General features: G+C 61.7%; 22 protein-coding genes. 4 read left to right on the forward strand and 18 right to left on the reverse strand.

The window, feature by feature from the left end:
* Positions 1 to 158: 158 nt before the first annotated feature.
* The 10 genes from cheT to GA0061100_RS23615 form a co-directional block, all read right to left on the reverse strand.
* Positions 159 to 548 (reverse strand): chemotaxis protein CheT, encoded by a 390-nt coding sequence (gene cheT / locus GA0061100_RS23570; protein WP_075855216.1) that lies wholly within the window; start codon positions 546 to 548, stop codon positions 159 to 161.
* Positions 549 to 564: 16 nt separating this feature from the next.
* On the reverse strand, positions 565 to 1,119 hold the full coding sequence (cheD, locus tag GA0061100_RS23575; RefSeq protein WP_075855217.1) for a chemoreceptor glutamine deamidase CheD: 555 nt from the start codon (positions 1,117 to 1,119) through the stop codon (positions 565 to 567).
* Complete coding sequence (locus tag GA0061100_RS23580; RefSeq protein ID WP_004128537.1) at positions 1,116 to 1,505, reverse strand: response regulator; 390 nt, start codon at positions 1,503 to 1,505, stop codon at positions 1,116 to 1,118. The genes cheD and GA0061100_RS23580 overlap by 4 nt, the downstream gene beginning before the upstream one ends.
* The gene (gene cheB / locus GA0061100_RS23585) at positions 1,505 to 2,548 is read right to left on the reverse strand and encodes a protein-glutamate O-methylesterase CheB (RefSeq protein ID WP_075855219.1); all 1,044 of its coding nucleotides are present in this window, start codon (positions 2,546 to 2,548) and stop codon (positions 1,505 to 1,507) included. Before cheB ends, GA0061100_RS23580 begins: the two co-directional genes overlap by 1 nt.
* Positions 2,545 to 3,453, reverse strand: coding sequence for a protein-glutamate O-methyltransferase CheR (gene cheR / locus GA0061100_RS23590; RefSeq protein ID WP_075855221.1), 909 nt, complete (start codon positions 3,451 to 3,453; stop codon positions 2,545 to 2,547). The genes cheB and cheR overlap by 4 nt, the downstream gene beginning before the upstream one ends.
* A complete protein-coding gene (locus GA0061100_RS23595; protein WP_075855222.1) occupies positions 3,450 to 3,917 on the reverse strand; it encodes a chemotaxis protein CheW in 468 nt (155 codons plus the stop codon). Before GA0061100_RS23595 ends, cheR begins: the two co-directional genes overlap by 4 nt.
* 4 nt (positions 3,918 to 3,921) lie before the next feature.
* A complete protein-coding gene (locus GA0061100_RS23600; RefSeq protein ID WP_075855224.1) occupies positions 3,922 to 6,210 on the reverse strand; it encodes a chemotaxis protein CheA in 2,289 nt (762 codons plus the stop codon).
* A gap of 16 nt (positions 6,211 to 6,226) precedes the next feature.
* Positions 6,227 to 6,592, reverse strand: a complete 366-nt coding sequence (gene cheY1 / locus GA0061100_RS23605) for a chemotaxis response regulator CheY1 (protein WP_004128526.1) — start codon at positions 6,590 to 6,592, stop codon at positions 6,227 to 6,229.
* On the reverse strand, positions 6,589 to 6,885 hold the full coding sequence (locus tag GA0061100_RS23610; protein ID WP_075855226.1) for an STAS domain-containing protein: 297 nt from the start codon (positions 6,883 to 6,885) through the stop codon (positions 6,589 to 6,591). Before GA0061100_RS23610 ends, cheY1 begins: the two co-directional genes overlap by 4 nt.
* A gap of 62 nt (positions 6,886 to 6,947) precedes the next feature.
* Entirely contained in the window at positions 6,948 to 8,612 is a 1,665-nt protein-coding gene (locus GA0061100_RS23615; RefSeq protein WP_244557936.1) for a globin-coupled sensor protein, read from the reverse strand.
* Between the two features lie 694 nt (positions 8,613 to 9,306).
* Between GA0061100_RS23615 and GA0061100_RS23620 the strand changes: the two genes are divergently transcribed.
* The 3 genes from GA0061100_RS23620 (at position 9,307) to secD (ending at position 14,099) form a co-directional block, all read left to right on the forward strand.
* Positions 9,307 to 10,833, forward strand: coding sequence for an ArnT family glycosyltransferase (locus GA0061100_RS23620; protein WP_075855227.1), 1,527 nt, complete (start codon positions 9,307 to 9,309; stop codon positions 10,831 to 10,833).
* Between the two features lie 197 nt (positions 10,834 to 11,030).
* Positions 11,031 to 11,450, forward strand: coding sequence for a hypothetical protein (locus GA0061100_RS23625; protein WP_075855229.1), 420 nt, complete (start codon positions 11,031 to 11,033; stop codon positions 11,448 to 11,450).
* 93 nt (positions 11,451 to 11,543) lie between these two features.
* A complete protein-coding gene (gene secD / locus GA0061100_RS23630; RefSeq protein ID WP_075855231.1) occupies positions 11,544 to 14,099 on the forward strand; it encodes a protein translocase subunit SecD in 2,556 nt (851 codons plus the stop codon).
* Between the two features lie 223 nt (positions 14,100 to 14,322).
* Here secD and GA0061100_RS23635 read toward each other — a convergent pair whose 3' ends face one another.
* Positions 14,323 to 15,198, reverse strand: coding sequence for an SMP-30/gluconolactonase/LRE family protein (locus GA0061100_RS23635; RefSeq protein ID WP_075855232.1), 876 nt, complete (start codon positions 15,196 to 15,198; stop codon positions 14,323 to 14,325).
* A gap of 276 nt (positions 15,199 to 15,474) precedes the next feature.
* Here GA0061100_RS23635 and GA0061100_RS23640 point away from each other — a divergent pair, with 276 nt between their 5' ends.
* Positions 15,475 to 17,544: an ATP-dependent helicase gene (locus GA0061100_RS23640; RefSeq protein WP_075855234.1), complete on the forward strand. Its 2,070-nt coding sequence runs from the start codon at positions 15,475 to 15,477 to the stop codon at positions 17,542 to 17,544.
* Between the two features lie 231 nt (positions 17,545 to 17,775).
* Here the strand turns inward: GA0061100_RS23640 and mmsB are convergent, their stop codons facing one another.
* The 7 genes from mmsB to GA0061100_RS23675 form a co-directional block, all read right to left on the reverse strand.
* Positions 17,776 to 18,657, reverse strand: coding sequence for a 3-hydroxyisobutyrate dehydrogenase (gene mmsB / locus GA0061100_RS23645; protein ID WP_075855235.1), 882 nt, complete (start codon positions 18,655 to 18,657; stop codon positions 17,776 to 17,778).
* A 125-nt stretch (positions 18,658 to 18,782) separates the two neighbouring features.
* The gene (locus GA0061100_RS23650) at positions 18,783 to 19,841 is read right to left on the reverse strand and encodes an enoyl-CoA hydratase/isomerase family protein (RefSeq protein ID WP_075855236.1); all 1,059 of its coding nucleotides are present in this window, start codon (positions 19,839 to 19,841) and stop codon (positions 18,783 to 18,785) included.
* Positions 19,842 to 19,880: 39 nt separating this feature from the next.
* Positions 19,881 to 21,476 carry a GMC family oxidoreductase gene (locus GA0061100_RS23655; protein ID WP_075855238.1) on the reverse strand — a complete coding sequence of 532 codons (1,596 nt, stop codon included), beginning with the start codon at positions 21,474 to 21,476 and terminating at the stop codon, positions 19,881 to 19,883.
* A 168-nt stretch (positions 21,477 to 21,644) separates the two neighbouring features.
* A complete protein-coding gene (locus GA0061100_RS23660) occupies positions 21,645 to 22,628 on the reverse strand; it encodes a branched-chain amino acid ABC transporter permease (RefSeq protein ID WP_075855240.1) in 984 nt (327 codons plus the stop codon).
* Between the two features lies 1 nt (position 22,629).
* Positions 22,630 to 23,517, reverse strand: coding sequence for a branched-chain amino acid ABC transporter permease (locus tag GA0061100_RS23665; RefSeq protein WP_075855242.1), 888 nt, complete (start codon positions 23,515 to 23,517; stop codon positions 22,630 to 22,632).
* A 3-nt stretch (positions 23,518 to 23,520) separates the two neighbouring features.
* Complete coding sequence (locus GA0061100_RS23670; RefSeq protein ID WP_075855243.1) at positions 23,521 to 24,222, reverse strand: ABC transporter ATP-binding protein; 702 nt, start codon at positions 24,220 to 24,222, stop codon at positions 23,521 to 23,523.
* Between the two features lie 2 nt (positions 24,223 to 24,224).
* Positions 24,225 to 25,007: an ABC transporter ATP-binding protein gene (locus GA0061100_RS23675; protein WP_075855244.1), complete on the reverse strand. Its 783-nt coding sequence runs from the start codon at positions 25,005 to 25,007 to the stop codon at positions 24,225 to 24,227.
* Positions 25,008 to 25,011 lie beyond the last annotated feature (4 nt).

Consider the following 25,011-nt stretch of genomic DNA (forward strand, 5'->3'; position numbering starts at 1 on the left):
GCACGATTCGTCAAAGACCTGATGGCTTTGTGCTATGCGGCGAAAATAGAAACCGAAACTTGTGCGAGCGTTTCGTCCGGCCAGAAAGGCCAGGAAAAAGCCGGGAAGAAACGAAGGAGATTATATAAGAAAAACAGTATCTATTGCTGACCGCGCGGTCAGAAGAAATCAAAGTCTCCGGCCGCCTTTGCTATGGGCTGGGAATGCGTGTGAAAACCGCCGCCGCCAAGCGCCCTTTGCATCTCCGTTAGCTTGACAAGGCTCAGCGCCGTCGCAAGGTCCACCGTCCAGCCCTCGGGCATGGTGCCGGCAATCGTGTCGATAAATTCGGCGATGCCGCGCGTCTTCTGCACGGCAAGATCGATGCCCTGGACCACCTTCATGGCCTCCGGCGAGGCCAATATGTTGGCATCACTGATGTCGAGCAGCTGGGGCTCGATACGTTCGATCAGATAGGCGACATCATGCAATTCGGAAACGATGCGCAAAAGGATAGCCGGAAGCGTCTCCTCGATGGCGGTCGTCTCAACGCGCTGGAAGGGGGTCATGCGCTTGCCTCGTTGATCAGAAAAATTCGATCGTGTTGTCTACCGGCTTGGGGGCAACAACCGGACGCTGTTCCAGCGCCACGGTCTTCTGCGTCTCAGCGCCGGTCAGCGGGTATTGCCTGGCCCTTCCGGAGATCGGCCAATATTCGATCTTGCGCCCATGCTCGCCGCCCGTGCTGGAGCTGACGACTGGGATGCCTTCGTCTTTTAGAAATTGCATGGCGAAGATCGCGTTCTGCTCGCCGACATTGGAGAAGGTCGCAATCGTCTTGGCGCCGCCGAAGACTTTCGCCTCCAGCCGGTCGCGCCTTGCGCCCTTCTTCAGGAGACCGTTGATCAGAAGTTCCATCAGGTGCACGCCGTAACGCGTCGCATCGCCACCGCTCATCGGCGAGTTCGCCATTCCCGGGAGGAGAAAATGGTTCATCCCGCCAACGCCGGCAATGGGATCGCGCAGGCAAGCCGCCACGCAAGAGCCGAGAATGGTCGTCAGCACCACGTCGGGATCGCTGATGACCTTGTACTCGCCCTGAATAATATGCACGCGACGGGCAGCACCCTCGACGATCATTTTAGAGCTCCGAAGACGGCCTCGATGGCAGCTTTCATCTTTTCGATGGTGAAGGGCTTGGCGAGCACGTTGTTGGCTCCGAGCTGCGCCGCCTTCTGGACCAGCGCGCGATCACCCTGCGCCGTCAGGATGATGAAGGCCGCCTTCTTCGTGGTCGGATTTGTCCGGACGGCCTGCAGGAGACCAAGCCCGTCCATTTTCGGCATGTTGAAGTCGGAGATGACCAGATGATGGGGCTGCTGCTCCATGATCTTCATCCCCTGCTCGCCGTCGCCGGCAGCCGTGATCTGCTTGAAGCCGAGCTGCGTCAGAGCATCACTCAACAGAAGGCGACTGGTGACCTGATCGTCGACGATCAGAACTTTGATTTTCTCCGCTAGAGACATTATTCGCTCCCTTCCTTTCGGGCGGCTGTGATTTTCAAAATTTCCTCGCCAATGGCGTTCAGCGGAAACTGTTGTTCGACGGCGCCAAGTTCGTGGGCGACCCTCGGCATGCCGTAGACCACGCAGGTCTTCTCGTTCTGGCCGATGGTGCGCGCACCGGCGTGGCGCATCTTGAGGAGACCAGCGGCGCCGTCGCGCCCCATACCGGTCAGGATTACGCCGACGGCATTGCGGCCTGCCAGTTCGGCAACCGAATCAAAGAGCACGTCGACGGAAGGGCGATGGCCGTTCACCGGCCCGCCGTCCACCAGACGGCAATGGGGCGCGGAGGCATTGGCGACCCTAAGGTGCCTTTCGCCGCCCGGCGCCAGATAGATCTTGCCGATTTCCAGCCGCGCGCCATCGGTCGCCTCCTGGACGACCGGCGCGCAGAGGCGGTTCAGCCGCTCGGCAAAGCTGCGGGTGAAGGTCGGCGGCATATGCTGTGTGATGACGGTCGGCGGGCAATTGGCCGGAAACTTCTGCAGCACGTTGATCAACGCCTCGACGCCGCCGGTAGACGAGCCGATGGCGACGATCTTGCGACCAACACGGAAGTCGGCGACAGCCGGCGGCGGCACGCGCTGGGCGGCGGGCTTCACATATTGCCGCTGCGAGCGGGCTGCGGCCTTCACTTTGTCCGCCAAGTCGCCGAAGGGATGCGGCTCGCCCGGCGAAGGCTTTCCGACGCAGTCGAACGCTCCGATCTCAAGTGCGGCAAGCGTCGCGTCGGCGCCGCGATGCGTCATCGTGGAGACCATGATGACGGGCATGGGCCTGAGCGTCATGATCTTTTCCAGGAATTCGAGGCCGTTCATGTTCGGCATCTCGATATCGAGGGTGACGACATCGGGATTGAGCGCCTTGATCGCGGCGCGCGCTTCCATAGCGTCACCCGCCTGACCAATGACATCGACCTCGGGATCGGCACGCAAGACGGCGGTGATCAAGCCGCGCATGGTCGGAGAGTCGTCGACGACGAGAACGCGGGCAGCGGTGCTCATGGTTTTCTCCCCGCATTCTTGCCGAGATAGCGATAGGTGGTGATACCGATATTGTCGAAGACGTGCTTTGCCTCACCGGCGACCCGCTCGGAGTGGCCGATATAGAGGTGGCCGTGATCGTGGAGCTGGCCGGCAAAGCGCGTCCAGATCTTGGTCTGTGTCGGCTCGTCGAAATAGATGACGACGTTGCGGCAGAAGATGACGTCGAACAAGCCCTTGAAGGGCCATTGCCCGAGCAGGTTCAGCTCGTTGAAGGTGATGAGGCGCTTGACGCGATCGTCGATCTGGAATTTGCGGCGGCCCTGGACATTGACGTCCTGGAACCATTGCTTGCGCATGGCGGGCGAGATGGTTTCAAGCGAGTTCTCGTCATAGGCGCCGGCTCGGGCGAGCCCCAGGATCTTGGGATCGATGTCGGTCGCCAGGATCTTGAAGTCGAGATCGGCGACATTCGGCATCAAGGACAGCACGGTCAGCGCGATCGAATAGGGCTCCTGCCCGTCGGAACAGGCGGCCGACCAGATGCGAACCCGGCCGCCGGCCTTGGCGCGCGCCAGAAGACCCGGCAGAACCTCGTCGCGCAGATGATCGAAATGGTGGTTTTCGCGGAAGAAGCGTGTGAAATTCGTCGTCAGATGCGACAGCATCTCGCGCCGCGCCGCACTTCCCGCTGGCGAGGAAACCAGCGCGCAGTAATCACGAAAGCCGGAAAGGCCCAGCGCGCGGATGTGCTTCGACAGCCTGGAATAGACCAACGACGCCTTGCTTTCGTTCAACGAAATACCCGCATCCGCATAGATCATGGCGGCGATTTCCGAGAGGTCGCGCCGCGTCAGCGGATATTCGCCGCTCGCCAACACCTCGTCAGGAGAGGCCTTGAAATCTATCGCTCCCATCCCGCTCATGCAGCCTCGCTTTCGCTTTCAGGGAACAGGGCTTCCAGCTCGATCAGGCAAATCATGCGGCGATCGATCGACACAATGCCGCGAGCAAACTGCCGCTCGTGATCGGAGGAGACTTCCGGCGTCGGCTGGATGCTGTCATCCGTGATCGTCAGAATGTCCGAAACCGCATCGACCAGGAGACCGACCACCTTGCGGTTGATCTGCGCAACGATGATCACATGCCGCGCCGTCGGTTCCGCCCGCTTCATGCCGAGCCGGGCCGAGAGATCGATGATCGGCAGCACCGCGCCACGCAGATTGATGACGCCGAGCATGTAGCCCGGCGCATGCGGCATGGCCGTTGCCGGGGTCCACCCACGGATTTCGCGAACCGACATGATGTCGACGCAGAATTCCTGATCGCCGATGCGGAAGGCGATCAGCTCGCGATTGCCCTGGCTCAGGTTCTTGACGGCATAAGACATCAACTCACCCCGCCGCCGCGTAAGACATTTCGGGTTTCAGCGACTGGCCGCGCGAAGCGCCGACCACCGCGTCGACATCGAGGATCAGCGCCACGCGGCCATCGCCGAGGATGGTTGCAGCGGCAATGCCCGGGACGTGCGTGTAGTTTGCCTCGAGGCTCTTGATAACGACCTGGCGCTGACCCTGGATGGCGTCGACCATGAGGGCGCGCTGACCGCCGCCTTCCGATTCCACCAGCAGCGCGACGCCTTCGACCGGATTGGCCTGCGTGGCGCGGAAGTTCAGGATGCGGCCGACATCGACCAGCGGGCAGAAGCTGTTGCGGATCGAAATCAGGCGATGGTTAGCGCCGAAAGAGTGGATGGCGGAAGCCTCGGGCTGCAGTGTCTCGACGATCGCCGTCAGCGGCACAACCAGCGTCTGGCCGGCAACGGTGACCACCATGCCGTCGAGGACGGCGAGCGTCAGCGGCAGGCTCATGGTGAAGACCGAGCCCTGTCCCGGACGAGAGCTGATGTTGATACGTCCGCCGAGCGCCTGGATCGAGCGCTTGACTACGTCCATGCCGACGCCGCGACCGGAAATGTCCGAAATCTTGTCGGCGGTCGAGAAGCCCGGCAGGAAGATCAGGTTGTCGACTTCCTCGTCCGACAGATTGGCATCGGCCGGGATCAGATCGTTGTCGATCGCTTTCTGGCGCACCTTTTCGCGGTTGATGCCGGCGCCGTCGTCGGCAAGCTCGATCAGGATGCGGCCGGAGCGATGCTTTGCCGTCAGGCGAACCGTGCCTTCCGGGTTCTTGCCGAGCGTCGCGCGCTTTTCCGGGGTTTCGATGCCGTGGTCGACGGCATTGCGGATCATATGCGTCAGCGGTTCGGCAAGCTTGTCGATGACGGTCTTGTCGACTTCGGTATTCTCGCCCTCGGTGATCAGGCGGATCGACTTGCCGGTCATGTCGGCGATTTCGCGGACGATACGCGACATGCGCTGGAAGACCGGCTTCACCGGCTGGGCGCGGATCGCCATGACGCTGTCCTGGATCTCGCGGGTGAGCTGCTGCAGCTCTTCAAGACCCATGTTGATGGAGGACGCGCCGTTATTGTCGTTCTCGATGACGCTCTGCGAGAGCATCGCCTGGTTGATGACGAGCTCGCCGACGAGGTTGATCAGGCGATCGACGCGGTCGAGGTCGACACGGATGGTCTGGCCGGCGGCGGCAGCGGCAGCGCTGTTCTGTGCAGCGGCGGCGTTGGAAGCGGCAGCGGCGGCAAGGGCTGCTTCCTTCTTCTCGACGCGTGCGGCAGCAGAGGCGAGCTGCGTGACGTTGCTTGCGGTTTCCGCAGCAGCGACGGCGGCAGCGACATCGTTTTTCAGCGCCGGCGTCTCCTCCACGGTTTCGGCAGCCGGGGCGGCGCCGTTATCGTCGAGGATCGAGAGATCGAAGGGCACGGGCACCATCGGCAATTCCTCGCCGCTTGAAGATCCGGTGCTTCCGGCCAGCTGGACATCGAGATCGCAATCCCATTCGGCGAATTCGAAGACGGTGCGAATGGCGTCCTCGCCCTTGTCCGTCTTGATCGAGATTGCCCATTTGAAATAGGCGCCTTCGGGATCGATGTCGGGAAGAGCCGGCAGTGCGTCCATGTCGCAGAAGATGCTCATCTCGCCCAGCCGCGAAAGGTCTCGCAGCAGCAGCGTCGCGTCGTTGCCCTTGGCATAGAGATCGGAGCGCGGCTTGAAGTTGACTTCATACTCCGGAACGCCGGCACCGGCCGGCTCGTCGGAGCCGAAATCGTCGTCGAAGCTGAAGGGGATCGGCTGGAAACCGCTGTCGTCCGTTGGTGCAGGCGCGGCCGCGACGGGCTTCGGAGCAGCCTCGGCGACCACTGCAACCGACGGCGCGGGAACCTCGCCGTTCGCCAGCGCTTCCAGTTCCTTGACCAGGCCGCGGCTGCGGGCCTGATCGACACTGCCGCCATCGCGAGCAGCATTGGTGAGATCCGCCAGAACGTCGGCGGCCTTGAGCATGACCTTCAGGACATCCTGGGTCGGCTCCAGCTTGTTGGATCGAACGCAATCAAGCGTGGTCTCGAAGACGTGGGCGAATGCGACCAGGTCGTCCAGACCGAAGGCACCTGCCCCACCCTTGATGGAATGAACGGCGCGGAACACGGCATTGACGGTTTCCGGGTCACGGTCTCCGTCATTCATTTTCAGGAGACCGGATTCCAGTTCGGCGAGCTGCTCTTCGCACTCCTGGAAGAAAATCTCTTTGATTTCGTTCATATCCATGAGGGGTGGATCCTGTTTAGGCGGTTACGCGCTCGATGGCATCGATCAGCTTGGCGGGATCGAACGGCTTGACGATCCAGCCGGTCGCACCGGCCTGGCGGGCACGGTTCTTCTTTTCCGCATCGCTTTCCGTCGTCAGAACGAGGATCGGGACGGCGCGGTATCTGTCGTTGCGGCGAACGCCCTCGATGAAGCCGAAGCCGTCAAGACGCGGCATGTTGATATCCGTGACGATGACGTCCGGATTGGCTTCTTCCAGGATCTCCAGGCCCTCGACACCGTCTTCGGCCTGAATGGTCTCGAAACCCGCATTGTTGAGAGTGACGAGAAGCATGTTTCGAATGGTCCGTGAATCATCCACGGTCAGCACTTTTTTCTTCATTGCCGGATCTCCTTGGCAAGCAGATGGGAGATATCCACCCCGATCACCTGCATCGTTTTTTGAAATGCATCCGACACCTTGGAGAAGGTGAAGGAGAGCTTGTCTTCATCCCAGGTCTTGGCGGCGGCCATGATGACCTGAACGCACAAGGTCCCGATCCTTTCGACGCCGGACGCATCGATCGCGACATTGCTGCCGCGCAATCCCATCAACGTGCCGCGAAGGGCCGAAGCCTCGTTGAGGTCCAGCACCGTGGCCAGACTGACTGTCTTTTCGCCTTTCCTGCTCCGCATCGCTTCATTCCTTGTTGTCTGAAATCGGACCGGTCGGCCCGCATGTGCATGAAACTGAAAGATCAATAGGCATTGCGCTCGCCTCCCGATGCGGTCCTGCGAAGCGGAAAGCCGAAATCGGCCAGGTCTGCTTCATCCCGCGCGAGGTTGAATTCATCACGATCCGAAAGCTGTCGTTGCGGCGCGGCCTTGACCGAGGCTGCGTGACGCCGTTCGCGCTCGATGCGAAACTCGCGGATGGTCCGGCCAAGTTCGACGACGACGGTCTGCAGGTGATCGGCACCTTCTTCGGAGCGGTTGGCCTCGCTCCCGGCGGCAGCCGCACGTTCGCTGTAGCCGCCGATATCTGATGTCAGTGTCTTGAGGCCTGCGACCTGCTCATCGCTCGCCGCCGCAATTCCGGAAATGGCGTCGTTGATATCCGTCACCTGGCGCACGATGCTGCCGATCGCATCCTGGGTGCGGCCGACCATCTGGACGCCGGCGTCGACCTGCGCCTTGGTGCCTGTCACCAGCACCTTGATCTCACGCGCCGCATCGGCGGACCGTTGCGCAAGCGCGCGAACCTCCTGCGCGACGACGGCAAAACCGCGGCCGCTGTCGCCGGCGCGGGCCGCCTCAATACCGGCATTCAGCGCGAGAAGGTTGGTCTGGAATGCAATCTCATCGATGACGCCGATGATCTGGCCGATCTTTTCGGCCGATGTCTCGATATCGGCCATGGCTGAAATCGCCTGGCCAACGATCCTGCCGCTGTCTTCCGCCGCCACGCGGGTCGATGCCGTCACACGCTCGGCGGAGCGGGTATTGGCTGCATTGCCGCGTACCTGTTCGGCAAGCTCTGCGAGCTGCTTTGCAGAGGCCGCAAGCCCTCGCGACTGTTCGGACGAATTCTCCGCAAGGGATTTCGAGGCGCGCGCGATGGCATCGGCCGTCGACTGAGCCGCCAGCACGCCGCCGGAGAGAGCCGAAAACTGCTGCTGGATATCGGCAAGCGCCACATTCAAGGCTTCCGCGACCTCGACGTAAGCCTCGGGACAATCGGTCGTCATCCGGGTCGTCAGATCGCGATCGGCAAGACCATTGGCGAGATCGGCGATGAAGGATGCCGCTTCGGCGCGATCGGCAATCCGCTGCTCGGAGAGCGCACGCTGATGGCCGACCCGCAATTCGTTGAAGCGCAGCGATACGGCAATCTCGACATCGACCATGACGAGGCGCACGACCGCAGTCACGAGTTCGCTGAGTTCGCGGGCGCGACGCCTGGCTCCCGGCAGAATGGCGCGGCCGCCCATCTCATCGAGAAGGCCAGAAAGAAGATGCTCCAGCATGACGCCATGGCCCGCGACATGCCAGCGCGGATCGAGGCCCATCTTGCTCTCGCTATCGGAGAGTACCTTGACGCGCTCGGCATAGAGACTGTCGAAGCGCGCATCCGTCAGCACGCCCCAGTGCGAGGACTGCAGATCCTGGAGCCGTTCGAACTGGCTTTCGCTCGAAAAATTTCGGGAAGCGTCCGGAAAGGTCTGGAGGCGGTGGAAAAGGTCGCGAAGGCCGGCTTTGAGATGCGTCTCGAGCATCGGCCGGTTGCGGCGCAGGGTTTCGCATTGCCCGGCGTCGAGACCAGCAAAACGCAAGCGATCGCGAAGGCTGCCAGCCTGCGCCCTGCCTGCCTGATCTGACGGCGTATCCTGCGCCAAAGTCGCCCCTGCCGAACTGCCGGGCATCCAAGCGCCGGCGAAACCGCTGATGATCCACGCCAGGCGCAATGAGGAGGCGAGAAAAGGCAGCCGTCGCCGTCGATCAGCTGATCGAGGCACCGAAGCTCGCTCGTTCATCAAAGTCTGTTGCGGACCTGTTTGATGACATGGATACCGGATCGGACCCGGTACGACGGGGCGGCTTCATGCCTGGTGAGAACGAGTCACAATTTTCCCATTCCGACGTTCAGGCTCAATATTTATGGTTAATTCCTTGCCCGAAGGTTAATGACGGAAGAAGGCGCACTCAACAGTATTTCGCCCTAAATTAGGTATTACTTTCAGATATGCTTTTTCGACCGGTAAAGACGCTGATCGCAAGTCACAAGCAAGCTTCATCCCTTACTACCCAAGGGATAGACAGTTTCGATGTCGCTACGGAGAGAGCAATGATTGTTCTTGGTTTGACCGCCTCGCTGATGGCCAGCCTGACGCTTGTGGCCTTCATGCTTCTGTCCCGCCTCGAAGAGGCGCGCGGCAAAGCTACCCCTCGCATCCTCTAGGCAAAACGGTAACGGACGTCTCAGATCCAAAATCGGACATATGGCACTTCGTGGCCATGACGGCGAGCGCTGCTATTCTTGCAGATGGCGGGGAGCTAGCTTTGGCCTCAATAGTTCCGTATTAAGCCTCACGATCAGGCACCGAGACCCATCCTTTAATGCTCGACACGACCCATTCCCGAACAAACGCCCAGAAACTTTCGCTGGGGCTCGCCCTTGCGATCATCTTCGGAGTGACGCTCTGGCGCGTCCTCATGTTGCTTCTCAACAGGACGGATCTCTTCGTCGACGAGGCGCAATATTGGTTCTGGGGCCAGAATCTGGATTTCGGCTATTATTCCAAGCCGCCGATGATTGCCTGGGTCATCCGCTTCTTCAATGCGATCTCCGGTTCGGACTCGACCTTCTGGATCCGCATATCGGCGCCGCTCTTCCATCTCGCCACCGCTCTGATGCTGATGTCCACGACGCGGCGATTGATTGACGACGAGACCGGACGCGAGATCGCACCATGGGTCGGCGTCATCTTCATCACCCTGCCGGCCGCCTCGCTCTCGGCCGTGCTGGTATCGACCGATACGATCCAGATCCTGTTCGTGACGATCGCCATCTGGGCCTTTGTAGGCCTGACCAAGCGCTCCTCGGCGCTCGAAGCCATCATCTTGGGCGCCAGCCTCGGCATCGCCTTCCTGACGAAATATTCGGTGCTCTTCCTTCTGCCGGGTGTGGGCATTGCCATGCTGACGATGCGTTCGGCGCGCATCGCCTGGCGGGATGTCGCCATTGCCGCCATTGTCGGCGCCATCGTCGTTTCCCCCAATCTCTGGTGGAACCTCACCCACGATGCGACGACCATAAAGCACACCGAAAATATTGCCCAATGGAGCAAGAGCGGCGGCGGCAATAGTCTGCTGAAGCACATACTCAACGGGCTCAGCTTCTTCGGCGCGCAGTTCGGCGTTGTCGGTCCGGTGGTCTTCTATGCGCTTTTGTGGGCGACGTGGCGGCTCATCCTTGGGCAGAGCGACGACCGGGAAAAACTGCTGTTCTGGCTATCGGTGCCTGTCGTGGCGCTGATCACGCTGCAGGCCTTCCTCGCCAAGGCCTATGCCAACTGGGCAGTCTCGGCCTATGCCGCCGGCACCATTCTCGCCGTCTGGCTGCTCTATCGCCTGACGAAAAAGGGGCTGAACACCTCGCTGATCATCGGCGCCGTCGTCGCCTTCGTGATCCCGGTGCTGACGGTCTTTGCCTATGACATCAAGCTGCCGAACGGCGACCTCGTCATGAAGCGCTATGTCGGCCGCAGCGTCATCAGCGAGGAAATCGCCAATATCGCCACGGAGGCGAAACTGACTGACATCGTCGCCCAGGACCGAGATATCCTCGCCGATCTCTATTACACGCTGAAGGGCAAGCCGTTCCGCATCTATGCCCGCCATTTCGGCGGCTTCCCGGCAAACTATTACGAGCAGGATTTCTCACTGCCAGCCAGTGTGACCGGCCCGGTCTTGTTCGTCGACAACGATCCGATCGAGTGCCCGGAAGGCCAGGCTGAGCTCATCAAGAGCTGGTCGCCTCCCTATGGCGAGATGAAAGGCAAGACGCTTTACGCCTATCGCGTTCCGGCATCCTGCCTGGCGCCCAAGTCGTCAGCCGCCGGAACGGGAGCTACGGAAAATTAAGAAATCGGGCCGGGACTGTTGACCGGCTCGTACAACTGCATCATGACAGGCCGCCGTAGTGCTTTTAATCTGCTGCATAATTCCTTAAATCGACATCGATCTAAGGAATTATGCAGTGGGAAGACGCAAGGCCTGCTGATATCATGACCGAACCGTCGGCGTTCGCGCCGGCAGAGGAATAAAGGCATTTTCGACCGTTGAACCCGTTCGAATTCGGCGCTGCCGACAGCGAAGATAAAGACAACAGGACGCACCGCGCCGGAGCGCGCGTGATCGCCTCGCTGTTCGTCGCGTTCTTCGCCTATATCGGACTGGCGCTCGGCGGCGGCATCAATGTTGCCACGCGTGCCGATGCGGACGCACTCGCCTCGGGCAAGGACAGCCAGCCGCTCTATCTTTCGCTGCGCGATCCGGTGCGCGGCATCGTCGTCGTTGATCGTCTGGCGACACCCAAGGCCACATGGCACGACATGGGGCCTGCAACGCTTGCCGCCCTTCCCTCTCTCGGATATCCGGCAACGCCCTGGCAGCCGAGTCACCCAGACAATACAGCGCGGCTCGAATCTCTCGCTTTCCGCGCCTATCTCGCACGCGCGCCTCCAGGCGTGCTCGCCTAAGCGGTTGGCGCAGACGCGCCGCATTTCCGACCAGATCTCAAGTCCGCCTGCGGCCAGACCCTCGGCACAAGCCTATTTTCAAGGATAATACCCATGCGTACCTCACCATGGCTCGTGACACTCTATACAGTGATCATCGTCATCGGCTTTCTGATCGCTCTGCCGAATGCGCTGTCGCCGTCGGTTCTGAGCAAAATCCCGTCCTGGCTGCCGCATAGCCAGGTGTCTCTCGGCCTCGACCTTCGCGGCGGCTCCTATCTCGTCCTCGAAGTCGACGAGAAGGACCTGACGAACGGCCGGCTGCAATCGCTGCAGCAGGACGCACGTCGCGTGCTGCGCGACAAGAACATTCAGACCCGCTCGGTCGTCCGCAACGGCGACCAGATCGTCGTGACGCTCAACGATGCCTCGCAGAGCGGTGACGCGGTGACGCAGCTGCAGACGCTGGCCAACACGATCACGTCGGGTCTCTCGGCCGGCCAGTCCGATCTCACCATCAAGCCGAATGGCGCAACGATCGCCATGTCTTTCTCGCAGGCAGGCATTTCGGCCAACGTCGATTCCGCCGTCCAGCAGAGCCTTGAAGTCATCCGCAAGCGCGTCGACCAGGTGGGCGTCGCCGAGCCGACCATCCAGCGCGTCGGACCGAACCGCGTTCTCGTCCAGCTTCCGGGTGCACAGGACCCGTCGCACCTGCGCGAACTTCTCGGCTCGACCGCGAAGATGTCCTTCCACCTGCTCGCCGACAATGTCGATCCGAACAATCCCGGCCCCGGCGTCACCATCCTCAAGGACGAGCAGGGCAACAGCTATCCGGTTCTCGACCGCATCGAACTGTCCGGCGACCGTCTGACGGACGCTCGCGTCAGCTTCGATCCGAATACGCATGAGCCGCTCGTCACCTTCCGCTTCGACAGCGCGGGTGCTAACCGCTTTGCTGAAATCACCCGCGAAAACGTCGGCAAGCCCTTTGCCATCGTCCTCGACAACAAGGTTCTGAGCGCGCCGAACATCCGCGAGCCGATCACCGGCGGTTCGGGCCAGATCTCCGGCAACTTCACCGCCGACAGCGCCACCACGCTTGCAGCGCTGCTGCGCGCCGGCGCTCTGCCGGCGAAGCTCACCGTCATCGAAGAGCGCACCGTCGGCGCCGACCTCGGCAGCGACGCGATCCAGAAGGGTATCTACAGCGGCCTGATCGGCTTCGTCCTGGTTGCCGCCTTCATCTTCGTACTCTACGGCGCCTGGGGTATCCTCGCGAATGTCGCACTGCTCATCCACACGGTCCTGACCTTCTCGGCCCTGACGCTGGTCGGCGCCACGCTGACGCTGCCCGGCATCGCCGGTGTCGTCCTCGGTATCGGCCTCGCGGTTGATGCCAACGTTCTCATCAACGAGCGCATCCGCGAAGAAACCCGCAAGGGTCGCGGCGCCTTCGCCGCCATCGATAACGGCTTCAAGAAGGCTTATTCGACGATTATCGACGGCAACATGACGGCCCTGATCGCCGCCGCCATCCTGTTCTACTTCGGCTCCGGCCCGGTTCGCGGCTTTGCCGTGACCATGGGTCTCGGCCTCATTATCTCGATGTTCACCTCCGTCGCCTTCGTGCGCGTCGTGATGATCGCCATCACCCGCCGCCGCAAGCTGAAGGTGATCAACATCAGGCCGCTGATTCCCTTCAGCCCCTATGACAAGCACATCCAGTTCATGAAGGCCCGCTTCTTTGGCATCACCGTCTCGGCGATCCTGTCGATCGCCTCGGTGGTCCTGTTCATCCATCCGGGCCTCAACTACGGCGTCGATTTCCGCGGCGGCATCCAGATGTCGGTCAAGACCAAGGATGCGGCCGACCTGGCGACGTTCCGCGAGGGCCTGAACACGCTCGGCCTCGGCGAAATCGCACTGCAGTCCTTCGGCGACAACAACAGCCTTCTTGTCCGCGCCCAGCGCCAGGACGGCGGCGAAGAGGCGCAGACGGCCGCCGTGACGAAGCTCAAGGCAGAGATCGTCAAGATCGACCCAAGCGCGACCATCGAGGGCACCGATGTCATCGGTCCGAAGGTCTCGGGTGAGCTTGCCTGGGCCGGCATCCTGTCGGTCGTGATCGCCAGCCTGGCGATGCTCGTCTACATCTGGGTGCGGTTCGAATGGCCGTTCGCGGTCGGCGCCATCGTCACTCTGGTACTCGACGTCACCAAGGCGATCGGCTTCTTTGCGATCACCGGCCTGGATTTCAACCTGACGGCCATCGCCGCGATCCTGACGCTTGTGGGATATTCGGTGAACGACAAGGTCGTGGTCTATGACCGCATGCGTGAAAACATGCGGCTCTACAAGTCGATGCCCCTGCGAGAGATCATCGACAAGTCGATCAACGAGACCCTGGCGCGAAGCCTCTACACCAACGCCACCGCCTTCCTGGCGCTGGTGCCGATGGCGATCTGGGGCGGCAGCGCCGTCTCCAGCTTCGCGATCCCGATGGTGTTCGGCATCCTCGTCGCAGGCGCCTCGTCGGTCTTCATCGCCGCGCCGATCCTGCTGTTCCTCGGCGACTGGCGTCGCCGCCATGCCAAGCCGGCTGCCAACGATGCGAAGTCGGCGGACGACAAGTCCAGCAAGGACAAGCAGATTCCTGCAGCCGAATAAGCGGTAAACATTCGAAAAAGACATGCCCGGAGGCCGGGCATGTCCGCCAGCCGAACAAAGCATATAGCGATTTTGCGAGATAGGCGCCGAGACGCGGATCCGTCGGGTCGCAAAGCGACTCAAAGCGCGTCGCGATCTTTCAGATTCGCTTTTCGCGCTTTAGGTCTTTGATTTTGCGCATGTCGTCATCGCAAAACCGCTGCACACTTTTGCGCGACATGCTTTAGGATATGGTCGGCATATGCAACGGCAGGCCTGGGCGCGGCGCCGTTATCTTTTCCACAACACCCTTTTCCTGCTCGGCAACGAGCAAGTGCTTTCCATCGGCGGTAAAGGCGATGTTTCCTGGCCGTGCGCCATCGGTGCGGATATGGCCGGCCATCTTGCCCTCGGTGTCGATCAGACAGATTTCACCGAGGCCATACATGGCGCAATAGAGCATGCCGCTGCGGTCAAAGGCCAAACCGGATGGTCCGCGCAGCGCGTTTATGGCTGGCGATGTCATCGAGCGCGCAAACATTTCCTGCCGCCCGCCGACGATCTGCCGATAGATTTTTCCCGTCAGCGTCTCACTGTAGTAGAGCAATCCACCGGCATCGAATGCGATGCCGCCAGCAAGGAGCAGACCGGCGGCCAGGACACGAATGACCCGGCCCTCTGCCGGATCGATCTGATAGACACAGCCATTATATGCAGCCTTGAAGAAATCGGGATGGATATCGCCGCCTTCCAGCAGATCCGCCAGGCGGAAACCGGAATCGGTCATGTAGAGCAGACCATCCGGCCCGAAGGCGAGAGCGTTCGGATGGAGAAACGGACCGTCCGCGCTGCCCTCTATTACTTGCAAGACCCGCCCCTGCGGCGAAAGCCTCACGAGAGAATCTTCCGGTCCGCCGGCTATCCAGAAACATCCGTCGCCATCGACGGCGATACCACTCGGAGTGCCGCCAAGCCGGCAAACTTCTCGGGACGCGCCGCCCGCATCATAGAGCTTCAGATAACGGCGACTGGCATCCATTTCGACGAGCGCAAGGCGCCCGTCTGGCAAAGCCACCAGCCCGCTAGGCAGACGCAGGCCAGTGGCAATCGTTTCGTTCATGTTCTGAAACCTTCACTCTACGCACTGCGAAACTCCAAAAACTCAAATTGCCGCGCCAAAACGATACATAAGCACGAAGAAAGTCCTTTTCGAGCCGCATCCGCCAAAATCCGAATAAGATTCTTGCAGGAAAGGTCACATCTGCGTGCGGGTCGCACCAATCTTGACAGGCTTTACCGATTCGGAACATCCATAGAACGTCCATGTGGTTTCGCAACTGCGATTCGCCGCGCATTATGCGCTCACATCCCCTGCCCGAGGCATCCAGGAGAGTTGATGACCGCCGCCTATCTGGAAAAGCTGAACCCGGAGCAACGGCTGGCGGTGGAGCATGGCACGACTGCGGGCGACAGTCATATCGCCGGTCCGCTGCTTGTCATTGCCGGAGCTGGGTCCGGCAAGACAAATACGCTCGCTCATCGCGTTGCGCATCTAATTGTTAGAGGCGCCGATCCACGCCGCATCCTGCTGATGACCTTCTCCCGTCGCGCCGCCGCCGAAATGGGGCGCCGCGTGGAGCGGATCTGCCGCGAGGTACTGGGAGCGAATGCCGGCATCACCGCCGATGCGCTTGCCTGGAGCGGCACATTCCACGGTATCGGCGCGCGCCTGCTCAGGGACTATGCCGAGCAGATCGGCATCGATCCAGCCTTCACGATCCACGACCGGGAAGACAGCGCCGACCTGATGAATCTGGCGCGCCACGACCTCGGCTTTTCCAAGACCGAGAACCGCTTCCCGACGAAGGCGACATGCCTTGCGATCTACTCGCGCTCCGTCAATGCCGAAGCGCCGCTCGACGGCGTGCTGCGCGACTTCTTTCCCTGGTGCGCCATGTGGGAGCAGCAGTTACGCGATCTTTTCGCTTCTTATGTCGAGGCGAAGCAGATGCAGAACGTGCTCGACTACGACGACCTGCTGCTCTACTGGGCGCATATGCTGCAGGAGCAGCTGATCGCCGAGGATATCGGCAGCCGCTTCGATCATGTGCTGGTCGACGAATATCAGGACACCAACCGGCTGCAGTCCTCCATCCTGCTTGCCCTGAAGCCGGATGGCCGAGGCTTGACGGTCGTCGGCGACGATGCGCAGTCGATCTATTCCTTCCGCGCGGCGACCGTGCGCAACATCCTCGACTTCCCCAAGGCCTTCACGCCCTCGGCCGATATCGTCACGCTCGACCGCAACTATCGCTCGACACAGCTGATCCTTGCCGCCGCCAATGCCGTGATCGATCTTGCCTCGGAGCGCTTCACCAAGAACCTGCGCACCGAGCGGCAAAGCACGGAGCGGCCGCGGCTCGTGACTGTGCGCGACGAGGCCGATCAGGCGCGCTACATCGCCGATCAGGTGCTGGAAAACCGCGAGGGCGGCGCAAGGCTGAAGCAGCAGGCCGTACTCTTCCGCACCTCGAGCCATAGCGGCCCGCTGGAGGTGGAGCTCACTCGGCGCAACATTCCCTTCGTCAAGTTCGGCGGGCTGAAGTTTCTCGACAGCGCCCATGTCAAGGACATGCTGGCGGCGCTGCGCTTCGCCCAAAACCCGCGCGACCGCGTGGCGGGTTTTCGCCTGATGCAGCTTCTGCCCGGCGTCGGCCCCTCGACGGCGCAGCGCGTGCTTGACCAGATCGGCGAAGAGGCAAGCCCGATCACGGCCCTCACCGAGCTGCCGCCACCACCCCGCACCGGAGACGACTGGACCGCCTTCGTCGAGACGATGCGGCAGGTCAAAAGCGGCAAGGCCGGCTGGCCGGCGGAAATCGGTCTGGTCCGCCAATGGTACGAGCCGCATCTGGAGCGTGCCCATGAGGATGCGGCGACGCGCCAGGCAGATCTCGTCCAGCTCGAGCAGATCGCCGCCGGCTACGGCTCGCGCGAGCGCTTCCTCACCGAATTGACGCTTGATCCGCCTGACGCCACCAGCGATCAGGCCGGCGTACCGCTGCTCGATGAGGACTACCTGATCCTCTCGACCATCCATTCCGCCAAGGGGCAGGAATGGACGAAAGTCTTCATCCTCAACGCCGTCGACGGCTGCATCCCCGCCGACCTCGCCGTCGGATCATCCGCCGAAATCGAGGAAGAGCGCCGACTGCTCTATGTCGCCATGACGCGGGCAAAGGACAATCTCGATCTCGTCACCCCGCAACGCTTCTTCGTGCACGGGCAGCATGCGCAGGGCGACAAACATGTCTTTGCCTCGCGAACCCGCTTCATTCCCGCGACACTGCTGCAGTTCTTCGAGGTTTGCGGCTGGCCGCAGGCGCGCGCCGAAAGCGCAGCCGCCATTCGGGCACGAGAGGTAAGGGTCGATGTCGGGGCGCGCATGCGCGGCATGTGGCGGTGAGTTCCAGCGATTGAGATCGGCAAGTCAGGCACGTCCGTCGACGCCGCCTCTTTGTGCCTGCCCCCTCACCCTAGCCCTCTCCCCGTGAACGGGGAGAGGGAACGATCGTGTGAAACCGCCACCTCCTCAGCCGCTGAAACCTATACGGGGCACAACTCCCCCTCTCCCCGCCTGCAGGGAGAGGGCCGGGGTGAGGGGCAAGCTTGCACCCGACCAACTCTCCGGCCACCCTCACTTCGCATCGCGAAACATCTCGATGATCGCCGAAAAATCGCGGCCGCCGTTGCCGAGCTTTTCGAAGAGCGCATAGAGCTGTGCCGCTTCCGCACCCAGAGGTGTCGATGCACCGCTGGAGAGTGCCGCTTCCTGAGATAGCCGCAAGTCCTTGAGCATCAATGCCGCCGCAAAGCCGGGCTTGTAGTCATTGTTGGCCGGCGAGGTCGGCACCGGTCCGGGCACGGGGCAATAGGTATTGATCGACCAGCACTGGCCAGACGAGGTCGAGGCGACGTCGAACAGGGCCTGGTGCGAGAGGCCGAGCTTTTCGCCGAGCACGAAGGCCTCGCAGACGCCGATCATGGAAATGCCGAGGATCATGTTGTTGCAAATCTTTGCGGCCTGGCCGGCGCCGGCATCGCCGCAATGGACGATCTTCTTGCCCATCACTTCGAGCAGCGGCTTGGCGGCCGCAAAGCTCTCCTTGGAGCCGCCGGCCATGAAGGTCAGCGTTCCCGCCGCGGCACCACCCGTGCCGCCGGAAACAGGCGCATCGAGCGAAAGGCAGCCGGCATCGCCTGCCATGGCGTGGGCCTTGCGGGCGCTGTCGACGTCGATGGTGGAGCTGTCGATCAGCAGTGTTCCCTTGGGCACCGAGCGCAGCACGTCGGTCCAGACGGTGAGGACATGCTGGCCTTTCGGCAGCATGGTCACGACCACTTCCGCATCGGCCAGGGCCTCGGTCAGCACGCTGGCGGCTTTCACGCCCACCGCTTCGGCTGCCTTCAGCACATCATGCGAGAGGTCGAACCCGGTGACGGCATGGCCCGCCTTGACGAGATTGGCGGCCATCGGGCCTCCCATATTGCCGAGGCCGATGAATGCGATCCGTGTCATGATGTTTTCCTCCCATGATCGGTTGAAGCAACTCCGGAAAAAGAGACAGATCTGCCCTCCATTCCGGAATTGCCTAAAGTAGCGAGATAGAGCGGTTCAGAAACTCGGTGATGAGCGGAACCCGTCTAGCTCGCAAAAAGCGGCGGCAGCGCCGGCACGAAGAAGCGGTCGATATCGGCGGCGGTCACCTCGGAAAGACTGGCCGGCGACCATTTCGGATTGCGATCCTTGTCGATGACAGCGGCACGCACGCCTTCGTAGAAATCGTGATTATACAATATGCCCTTGCAGGCGCCGAGTTCACGATTGAGGCATTCGGCGAGATTGGCGCTCGCCCTCCCTGCCCTCAGCAGCCGCAGGGTCAGTTTCAGGCTGGTCGGCGAGCGGCTGGCGATCACGCCGGCGGCTTCGGCGGCAAATTCTCCCGGCTCATCGGCCAATGCCTTTAGAATCTGCTCCACCGTCTCTGCGGAAAACGCCCGATCGACCACTTCGCGGTTTGTCGCAAGCCGGCTTTCGCCGGCATCCGCCGCCATCGTTCTGATGAGGGCATGTACCTCTACGGCGAAGATATTAGCGGGTAGCCCTGCTATCGCATCTATGAGAGCCGGCAACGTGGAGGATGCGACGCAATGATCGGCGAAACCTGCATGGATAACGTCAGCCGCCTCGACGGTCTGGCCGGTCAGGCCCATCCAGGTGCCGGCTTCGCCCGGTGCGCGCGGCAAAAGCCAGGTGGCGCCGACATCCGGGAAATAGCCGATGCCTGTTTCGGGCATGGCAAGGCGGGTGCGCTCGGTGACGACGCGATGGCTGCCATGGGCCGAGAGGCCGACGCCGCCGCCCATGGTGATGCCATCCATCAGCACCACATAGGGTTTCGGGTAGCGAGAGATGGCATGGTTGAGCAGAAACTCCTCGCGCCAGAAGGTTTCGGCTTCTTCGGTGCCTTCCTTGCCGCTCCGATGCAGCAGGCGGATATCGCCGCCCGCGCAGAAGCCGCGCTCGCCCTCGCCCATGACGATGACGCTTGCGATCGCCGGATCTGCGGCAAACTCCTCCAGCGCCGGAGCGATCACCCGCACCATCGGCAATGTCAGGCTGTTCAGTGCCTTCGGGCGATTGAGCCTGATGATCCCGGCCGATCCGCGCCGCTCGATGATGACTTCGTCCGTGCTATCCATGCAAATCTCCTGTCCTTGCTGCCATCAATCCTCAGAGATTCATCTGTTGTCGGCAAGGATCATCTCGGCTGCCTTTTCAGCGATCATGATGGTTGGCGAATTGGTGTTGCCCGATGTGATCGAGGGCATGACGGAGGCGTCGGCGATACGCAGCCGTGCCAATGCCCGCAGCCGCAGCCGGGGATCGACGACGCTTTGCGCGTCGCCACCCATGCGGCATGTGCCGACCGGATGGAAAATCGTCGTGCCAATATCGCCGGCGGCGCGCTCCAGATCAGCATCCGTTTCATAGGCGGGTCCGGGCTTGAATTCCTCTGGATGGAACCGGGCGAAGGAAGGCTGCGCCACGATGCGCCGCGTCAGGCGAATGGAGCGCACTGCGATCTCCCGGTCACGCTGAGCCGAAAGGTAGTTCGGGCTGATGGCCGGCTGCAGGGCGAAATCCGGGCTGCGCACATGCACCGAGCCACGGCTTTCAGGCCGCAGATTGCAGACGCTGGCCGTGATCGCCGGAAAGGGATGGACGGGGTCGCCGAACTTGTCGAGCGAAACCGGCTGCACGTGATATTGCAGATCCGGCGTTTCCTTGTCCGGGCCGGAGCGGGTGAATATGCCGAGCTGGCTCGGCGCCATCGCCATCGGGCCGGAGCGGCGCACCAGATATTCGAGGCCGATCGCCGCCTTGCCGATGAGGCTCGTCGCCTTCTCGTTCAGTGTGGGAACGCCGGTCACTTTGTAGGCAAGACGAAGCTGCAGATGATCCTGCAGATTTTCGCCGACGGACCGGACATCGCGCACTACCTCGATGCCGGCCTTACCGAGCACATCGCCATGGCCGATGCCTGAGAGTTCGAGAATATGCGGGGAGCCTATGGAGCCGGCCGAGAGGACGGTCTCCCTAGTGGCATAGGCGCGTTTCGCCACGCCGTCGTGCTGGAATTCGACGCCGGTCACGGCATCGTCCTCGACGATCAGGCGGCGGACCTGCGCTTTCGTGTAAACAGTCAGATTGCCGCGCTTCATCGCCGGGCGCAGGAAGGCTTTCGTCGTGTTCCAGCGAATACCGGAGCGCTGGTTGACGTCGAAATAGCCGGACCCTTCATTGTTGCCGCGATTGAAATCCGCCGTTTCGGGGATGCCGGCCTCCCTGGCCGCGGCCTGGAAGGCATCGAGCACGGCCCAGCGCACACGCGCCTTCTCGACCCGCCATTCGCCGCCGGCGCCGTGCATCTCGTCCTTGCCGCGATAATGATCCTCGGACTTGATGAAGTAGGGCAGTACATCATCCCAGCCCCAGCCGGCGCAACCGAGCTGGCGCCAGAGATCATAATCGCGCGCCTGGCCGCGCATGTAGATCATGCCGTTGATGGAGGAGCAGCCGCCGAGCACCTTGCCGCGCGGATAATTCAGCGACCGGCCATTCAGGCCCGCTTCCGGCGAGGTGGTGAAACACCAGTCGGTGCGGGGATTGTTGATGCAATAGAGATAGCCGACCGGGATATGAATCCAGTGATAATTGTCGTTGCCGCCGGCTTCCAGCAGCAGAACCCTATTGTTGCGGTCAGCCGAGAGCCGGTTGGCCAACACGCATCCGGCACTGCCGGCACCGATGATGATGTAGTCGAAGCGATCCATTCAAGAGACTCTATCGTCCCCTCTCTCCGCATGCGGGGAGAGGGCTAGGGTGAGGATGAGGGGCGGGAAGGCTCGGCAAATTCGGTATTCGCTGGAATCCGTGCAGGCCCCTCATCCGCCCCTCGGGCACCTTCTCCCCGCTTACGGGGAGAAGGAAAATCAAGCGGGTCACCGCCGATATTCGAACCCCAGCTTCCGTCCCAGCCGCGAGGCATAGAATTCGCCGACGATGCCACGGCGGAAGAGCAGGACGCAGACCATGAAGACGATGCCGGTGATGATGGTGACCGGGAATTCGGAAGTTGCGAGATAGTTTTCCAGCGTCGCCACGAAGCCCGCGCCGAAGATCGGCCCGATCAGCGTGCCGATACCGCCAAGCAGGGTCATGAGAATGACTTCGCCGGACATCTGCCAGGCGACGTCCGTCAGCGTCGCAAACTGGAAGACCAGTGCCTTGACCGCGCCCGCGAGCCCCGCGAGCGCCGCCGACATAACGAAGGCGCCGAGCTTGTAGCGGGCCACGGAATAGCCGAGCGAGATCGCCCGCTGCTCGTTCTCGCGGATCGACTTCAGGATCATGCCGAAGGGCGAATTGATGAAACGCCAGATGACCAGCACACCGATCAAGAACACGGCGAGGACGAAATAATACATGTTGAAGGAGTTGTTAAGATCGAGGACGCCGAAGAGGTAGCCGCGCGGCACCGACTGGATGCCATCTTCGCCATGGGTGAAAGCCGCCTGCAGGCAGAAGAAATAGAACATGTAAGAGAGCGCCAGCGTAATCATGGCGAAATAGATGCCCTGCCGGCGAATGGCGACGAAGCCCATGACGAGGCCAAGCAACGAGGCTCCCGCGACGCCGATCAGGATGCCGATCTCGGGCGGCAAGCCCCATTCCTTCACCGCGTGCGCCGTGAAATAGGCGGCGCCCCCGAAGAAGGTGGCGTGGCCGAAAGAGAGCAGGCCGGCATAGCCGAGCAACAGATTGAAGGCGCAGGCGAAGAGCGCGAAGCAGAGCACCTTCATGACGAAGATCGGGTAGATGAAGAAAGGCGCCCAGATCAGGCCGACGAGACCGACCACCAGAAGCAGCTTCTGCACGGAAAACTTCGGACGCTCCTTGGAACTCAAGGTGATTAATCCAGCCATATCACGCCTCCCGACCGAAGAGGCCCGCGGGCCTGAGGAGCAACACGATCGCCATGATGACGAAGATGACGATATTGGAGGCCTCCGGATAAAAGACCTTGGTGAGGCCCTCGGCAATCCCGAGCAGATAGCCTGTCACGATCGCCCCCATGATCGAACCCATGCCGCCGACGACCACGACCGCAAAGACGATGATGATCATGTTCGAGCCCATCAGCGGCGAGACCTGGTAGATCGGCGCGGCGAGCACGCCGGCAAAGGCGGCAAGCGCCACGCCGAAGCCGTAAGTCAGCGTCAACAACACCGGCACGTTGACGCCGAAAACCTGCACGAGCACGGAATTCTCCGTCGCTGCACGCAGGTAGGCGCCGAGCTTGGTCTTCTCGATCAGCAGCCAGGTGCCGATGCAGACGACCAGCGACGCGATGACCACCCAGCCGCGATAGACCGGCAGGAACATGAAGCCGATATTTTTCGCGCCCGCCAATTCCGTCGGAACGGCATAGGGCTGGCCGGAAGAACCATAGAGATAGCGGAAGGTCCCTTCGATGGTCAGCGCCATGCCGAAGGTGAAGAGCAGTCCATAAAGCGGATCGATCTTGTAGAGCCGGCGCAGGCAGAGCCGCTCGACCAGCGCCCCGAACAGGCCGACGATCAGCGGCGCAAGAACCAGGGCCGGCCAATAGCCGATGCCGGCATAGGCAAGCAGCAGATAGGCGGTGAAAGCCCCGAGCATATAGAGTGCGCCATGGGCGAAATTGATGACCCTGAGCATGCCGAAGATGATCGCCAGGCCAAGGCTCAAGAGCGCATAGAAGGAGCCGTTGATCAGACCGATCAGCAATTGACCGAGAAGCGCCTGGGCGGGGATGCCGAATATCGTCATCATGGCTCAGACCCCCAGAACCTTGTGCAGCATATCCATACGCTCTGTGAGTTCGCCGACCGGAAATTCCGAGACCATCTGGCCATGATCCATAAGATAGAAGCGATCGGCGATGCGGCTCGCAAAGCGGAAATTCTGTTCGACCAGCAAGATGGTCATGCCGCGCCCTTTCAGCTTCTGCAGGACTTCGCCGATCCGCTGGACGATGACGGGAGCAAGGCCCTCCGTCGGCTCGTCGAGCAGCAGCATACGGACGCCGGTACGCAGGATGCGGGCCATGGCAAGCATCTGCTGTTCGCCGCCCGAAAGCCTTGTGCCGACGCTGTTGCGCCGCTCGTGCAGATTGGGAAACAACTCGAAGATCTCGTCGAGCGTCATGCCGCCGGGGGCGACAACAGGCGGCAGCATCAGATTTTCGTAGACGCTGAGCGTGGAGAAGATGCCGCGCTCTTCCGGCACGAAGCCGATGCCCTGATGCGCCGTCTTGTGCAGCGGCACCTGCATCATGTCCTTGCCGGCGAAGGCGATCCTGCCCTTGCGGGCGCGGACGATGCCGACGATGGTGCGCAGCGTCGTCGTCTTGCCGACGCCGTTGCGGCCGAGGATGGTGATGGTTTCCCCCTCGCCCACGCGCATATCGACGCCGTGCAGGATGTGGCTTTCGCCATACCAGGCATTGAGACCCTGAACTTCCAGAAGCGGCGCCATCGTCAAGCCTCCTCCGTGCCCATATAGGCCTCGCGAACGCGGGGGTCGCGGCTGACGGTCGCATAGTCGCCCTGAGCCAGGATCTCACCGCGCTGCAGCACTGTGACATGATGGCAGATATCGGCAACGACGGAGAGATTGTGCTCCACCATGAGCACAGCCCTGTCGCGAGCGACATCGCGGATGATGGCGGAGACGGTGTTCACGTCCTCCAGCCCCATGCCGGCCATGGGCTCGTCGAGCAGCAGCACCTTCGGGTCGAGTGCAAGCGTCGTTGCGATCTCCAGCACGCGCTTGCGGCCATAGGAAAGATCGGCTGCTATAGCATTGCGCTCCTTCGAGAGGCCGACGGAGGCAATGAGCTGTTCGGCACGCGCATTGAGGCTGTCGAGTGCCGAAAGCGGCCGCCAGAACTGGTGGGCGAGATTGTTTGGCCGCTGCAAGGCGACGCGGACATTATCCAGCACCGTCAGATGCGGAAAGACAGCGGAAATCTGGAAGGAGCGCACGAGACCCATGCGCGCGACCTTGTCGGGTCGTGTCCTGGTAATATCGGTGCGGAGCAGCGTAATCGTGCCATGCGTCGGCTGCAGGAACTTGGTGAGCAGGTTGAACACCGTCGTCTTACCAGCGCCGTTCGGCCCGATCAACGCGTGGACGCGAGCGTGCTGCACGTCGAGATCGACATTCTTGACGGCGGTGAAGCCGCCGAAATCGCGTCGCAGTCCCCGGGCGGACAAGACCACCCGGGGCTCTTCATGCAGATGTGTCGCTGACATCGCCATAGGC

It is taken from the genome of Martinezella hainanensis, assembly GCF_900094555.1.
GTDB lineage: Bacteria > Pseudomonadota > Alphaproteobacteria > Rhizobiales > Rhizobiaceae > Rhizobium > Rhizobium hainanense.

Excerpts from the sequence above, each read along its gene's own strand:
- GA0061100_RS23655 (WP_075855238.1), bottom strand. The coding sequence starts at position 21,476 with ATGGATCGCTTCGACTACATCATCATCGGTGCCGGCAGTGCCGGATGC.
- cheD (WP_075855217.1), bottom strand. The coding sequence starts at position 1,119 with ATGATCGTCGAGGGTGCTGCCCGTCGCGTGCATATTATTCAGGGCGAG.
- cheY1 (WP_004128526.1), bottom strand. The coding sequence starts at position 6,592 with ATGAAGAAAAAAGTGCTGACCGTGGATGATTCACGGACCATTCGAAAC.
- GA0061100_RS23635 (WP_075855232.1), bottom strand. The coding sequence starts at position 15,198 with ATGAACGAAACGATTGCCACTGGCCTGCGTCTGCCTAGCGGGCTGGTG.
- cheT (WP_075855216.1), bottom strand. The coding sequence starts at position 548 with ATGACCCCCTTCCAGCGCGTTGAGACGACCGCCATCGAGGAGACGCTT.
- GA0061100_RS23615 (WP_244557936.1), bottom strand. The coding sequence starts at position 8,612 with ATGCCCGGCAGTTCGGCAGGGGCGACTTTGGCGCAGGATACGCCGTCA.
- GA0061100_RS23600 (WP_075855224.1), bottom strand. The coding sequence starts at position 6,210 with ATGGATATGAACGAAATCAAAGAGATTTTCTTCCAGGAGTGCGAAGAG.
- cheB (WP_075855219.1), bottom strand. The coding sequence starts at position 2,548 with ATGAGCACCGCTGCCCGCGTTCTCGTCGTCGACGACTCTCCGACCATG.
- secD (WP_075855231.1), top strand. The coding sequence starts at position 11,544 with ATGCGTACCTCACCATGGCTCGTGACACTCTATACAGTGATCATCGTC.
- mmsB (WP_075855235.1), bottom strand. The coding sequence starts at position 18,657 with ATGACACGGATCGCATTCATCGGCCTCGGCAATATGGGAGGCCCGATG.
- GA0061100_RS23675 (WP_075855244.1), bottom strand. The coding sequence starts at position 25,007 with ATGGCGATGTCAGCGACACATCTGCATGAAGAGCCCCGGGTGGTCTTG.
- GA0061100_RS23665 (WP_075855242.1), bottom strand. The coding sequence starts at position 23,517 with ATGATGACGATATTCGGCATCCCCGCCCAGGCGCTTCTCGGTCAATTG.
- GA0061100_RS23620 (WP_075855227.1), top strand. The coding sequence starts at position 9,307 with ATGCTCGACACGACCCATTCCCGAACAAACGCCCAGAAACTTTCGCTG.
- GA0061100_RS23660 (WP_075855240.1), bottom strand. The coding sequence starts at position 22,628 with ATGGCTGGATTAATCACCTTGAGTTCCAAGGAGCGTCCGAAGTTTTCC.
- GA0061100_RS23650 (WP_075855236.1), bottom strand. The coding sequence starts at position 19,841 with ATGGATAGCACGGACGAAGTCATCATCGAGCGGCGCGGATCGGCCGGG.
- GA0061100_RS23670 (WP_075855243.1), bottom strand. The coding sequence starts at position 24,222 with ATGGCGCCGCTTCTGGAAGTTCAGGGTCTCAATGCCTGGTATGGCGAA.
- GA0061100_RS23580 (WP_004128537.1), bottom strand. The coding sequence starts at position 1,505 with ATGTCTCTAGCGGAGAAAATCAAAGTTCTGATCGTCGACGATCAGGTC.
- cheR (WP_075855221.1), bottom strand. The coding sequence starts at position 3,453 with ATGAGCGGGATGGGAGCGATAGATTTCAAGGCCTCTCCTGACGAGGTG.
- GA0061100_RS23610 (WP_075855226.1), bottom strand. The coding sequence starts at position 6,885 with ATGCGGAGCAGGAAAGGCGAAAAGACAGTCAGTCTGGCCACGGTGCTG.
- GA0061100_RS23640 (WP_075855234.1), top strand. The coding sequence starts at position 15,475 with ATGACCGCCGCCTATCTGGAAAAGCTGAACCCGGAGCAACGGCTGGCG.
- GA0061100_RS23595 (WP_075855222.1), bottom strand. The coding sequence starts at position 3,917 with ATGTCTTATGCCGTCAAGAACCTGAGCCAGGGCAATCGCGAGCTGATC.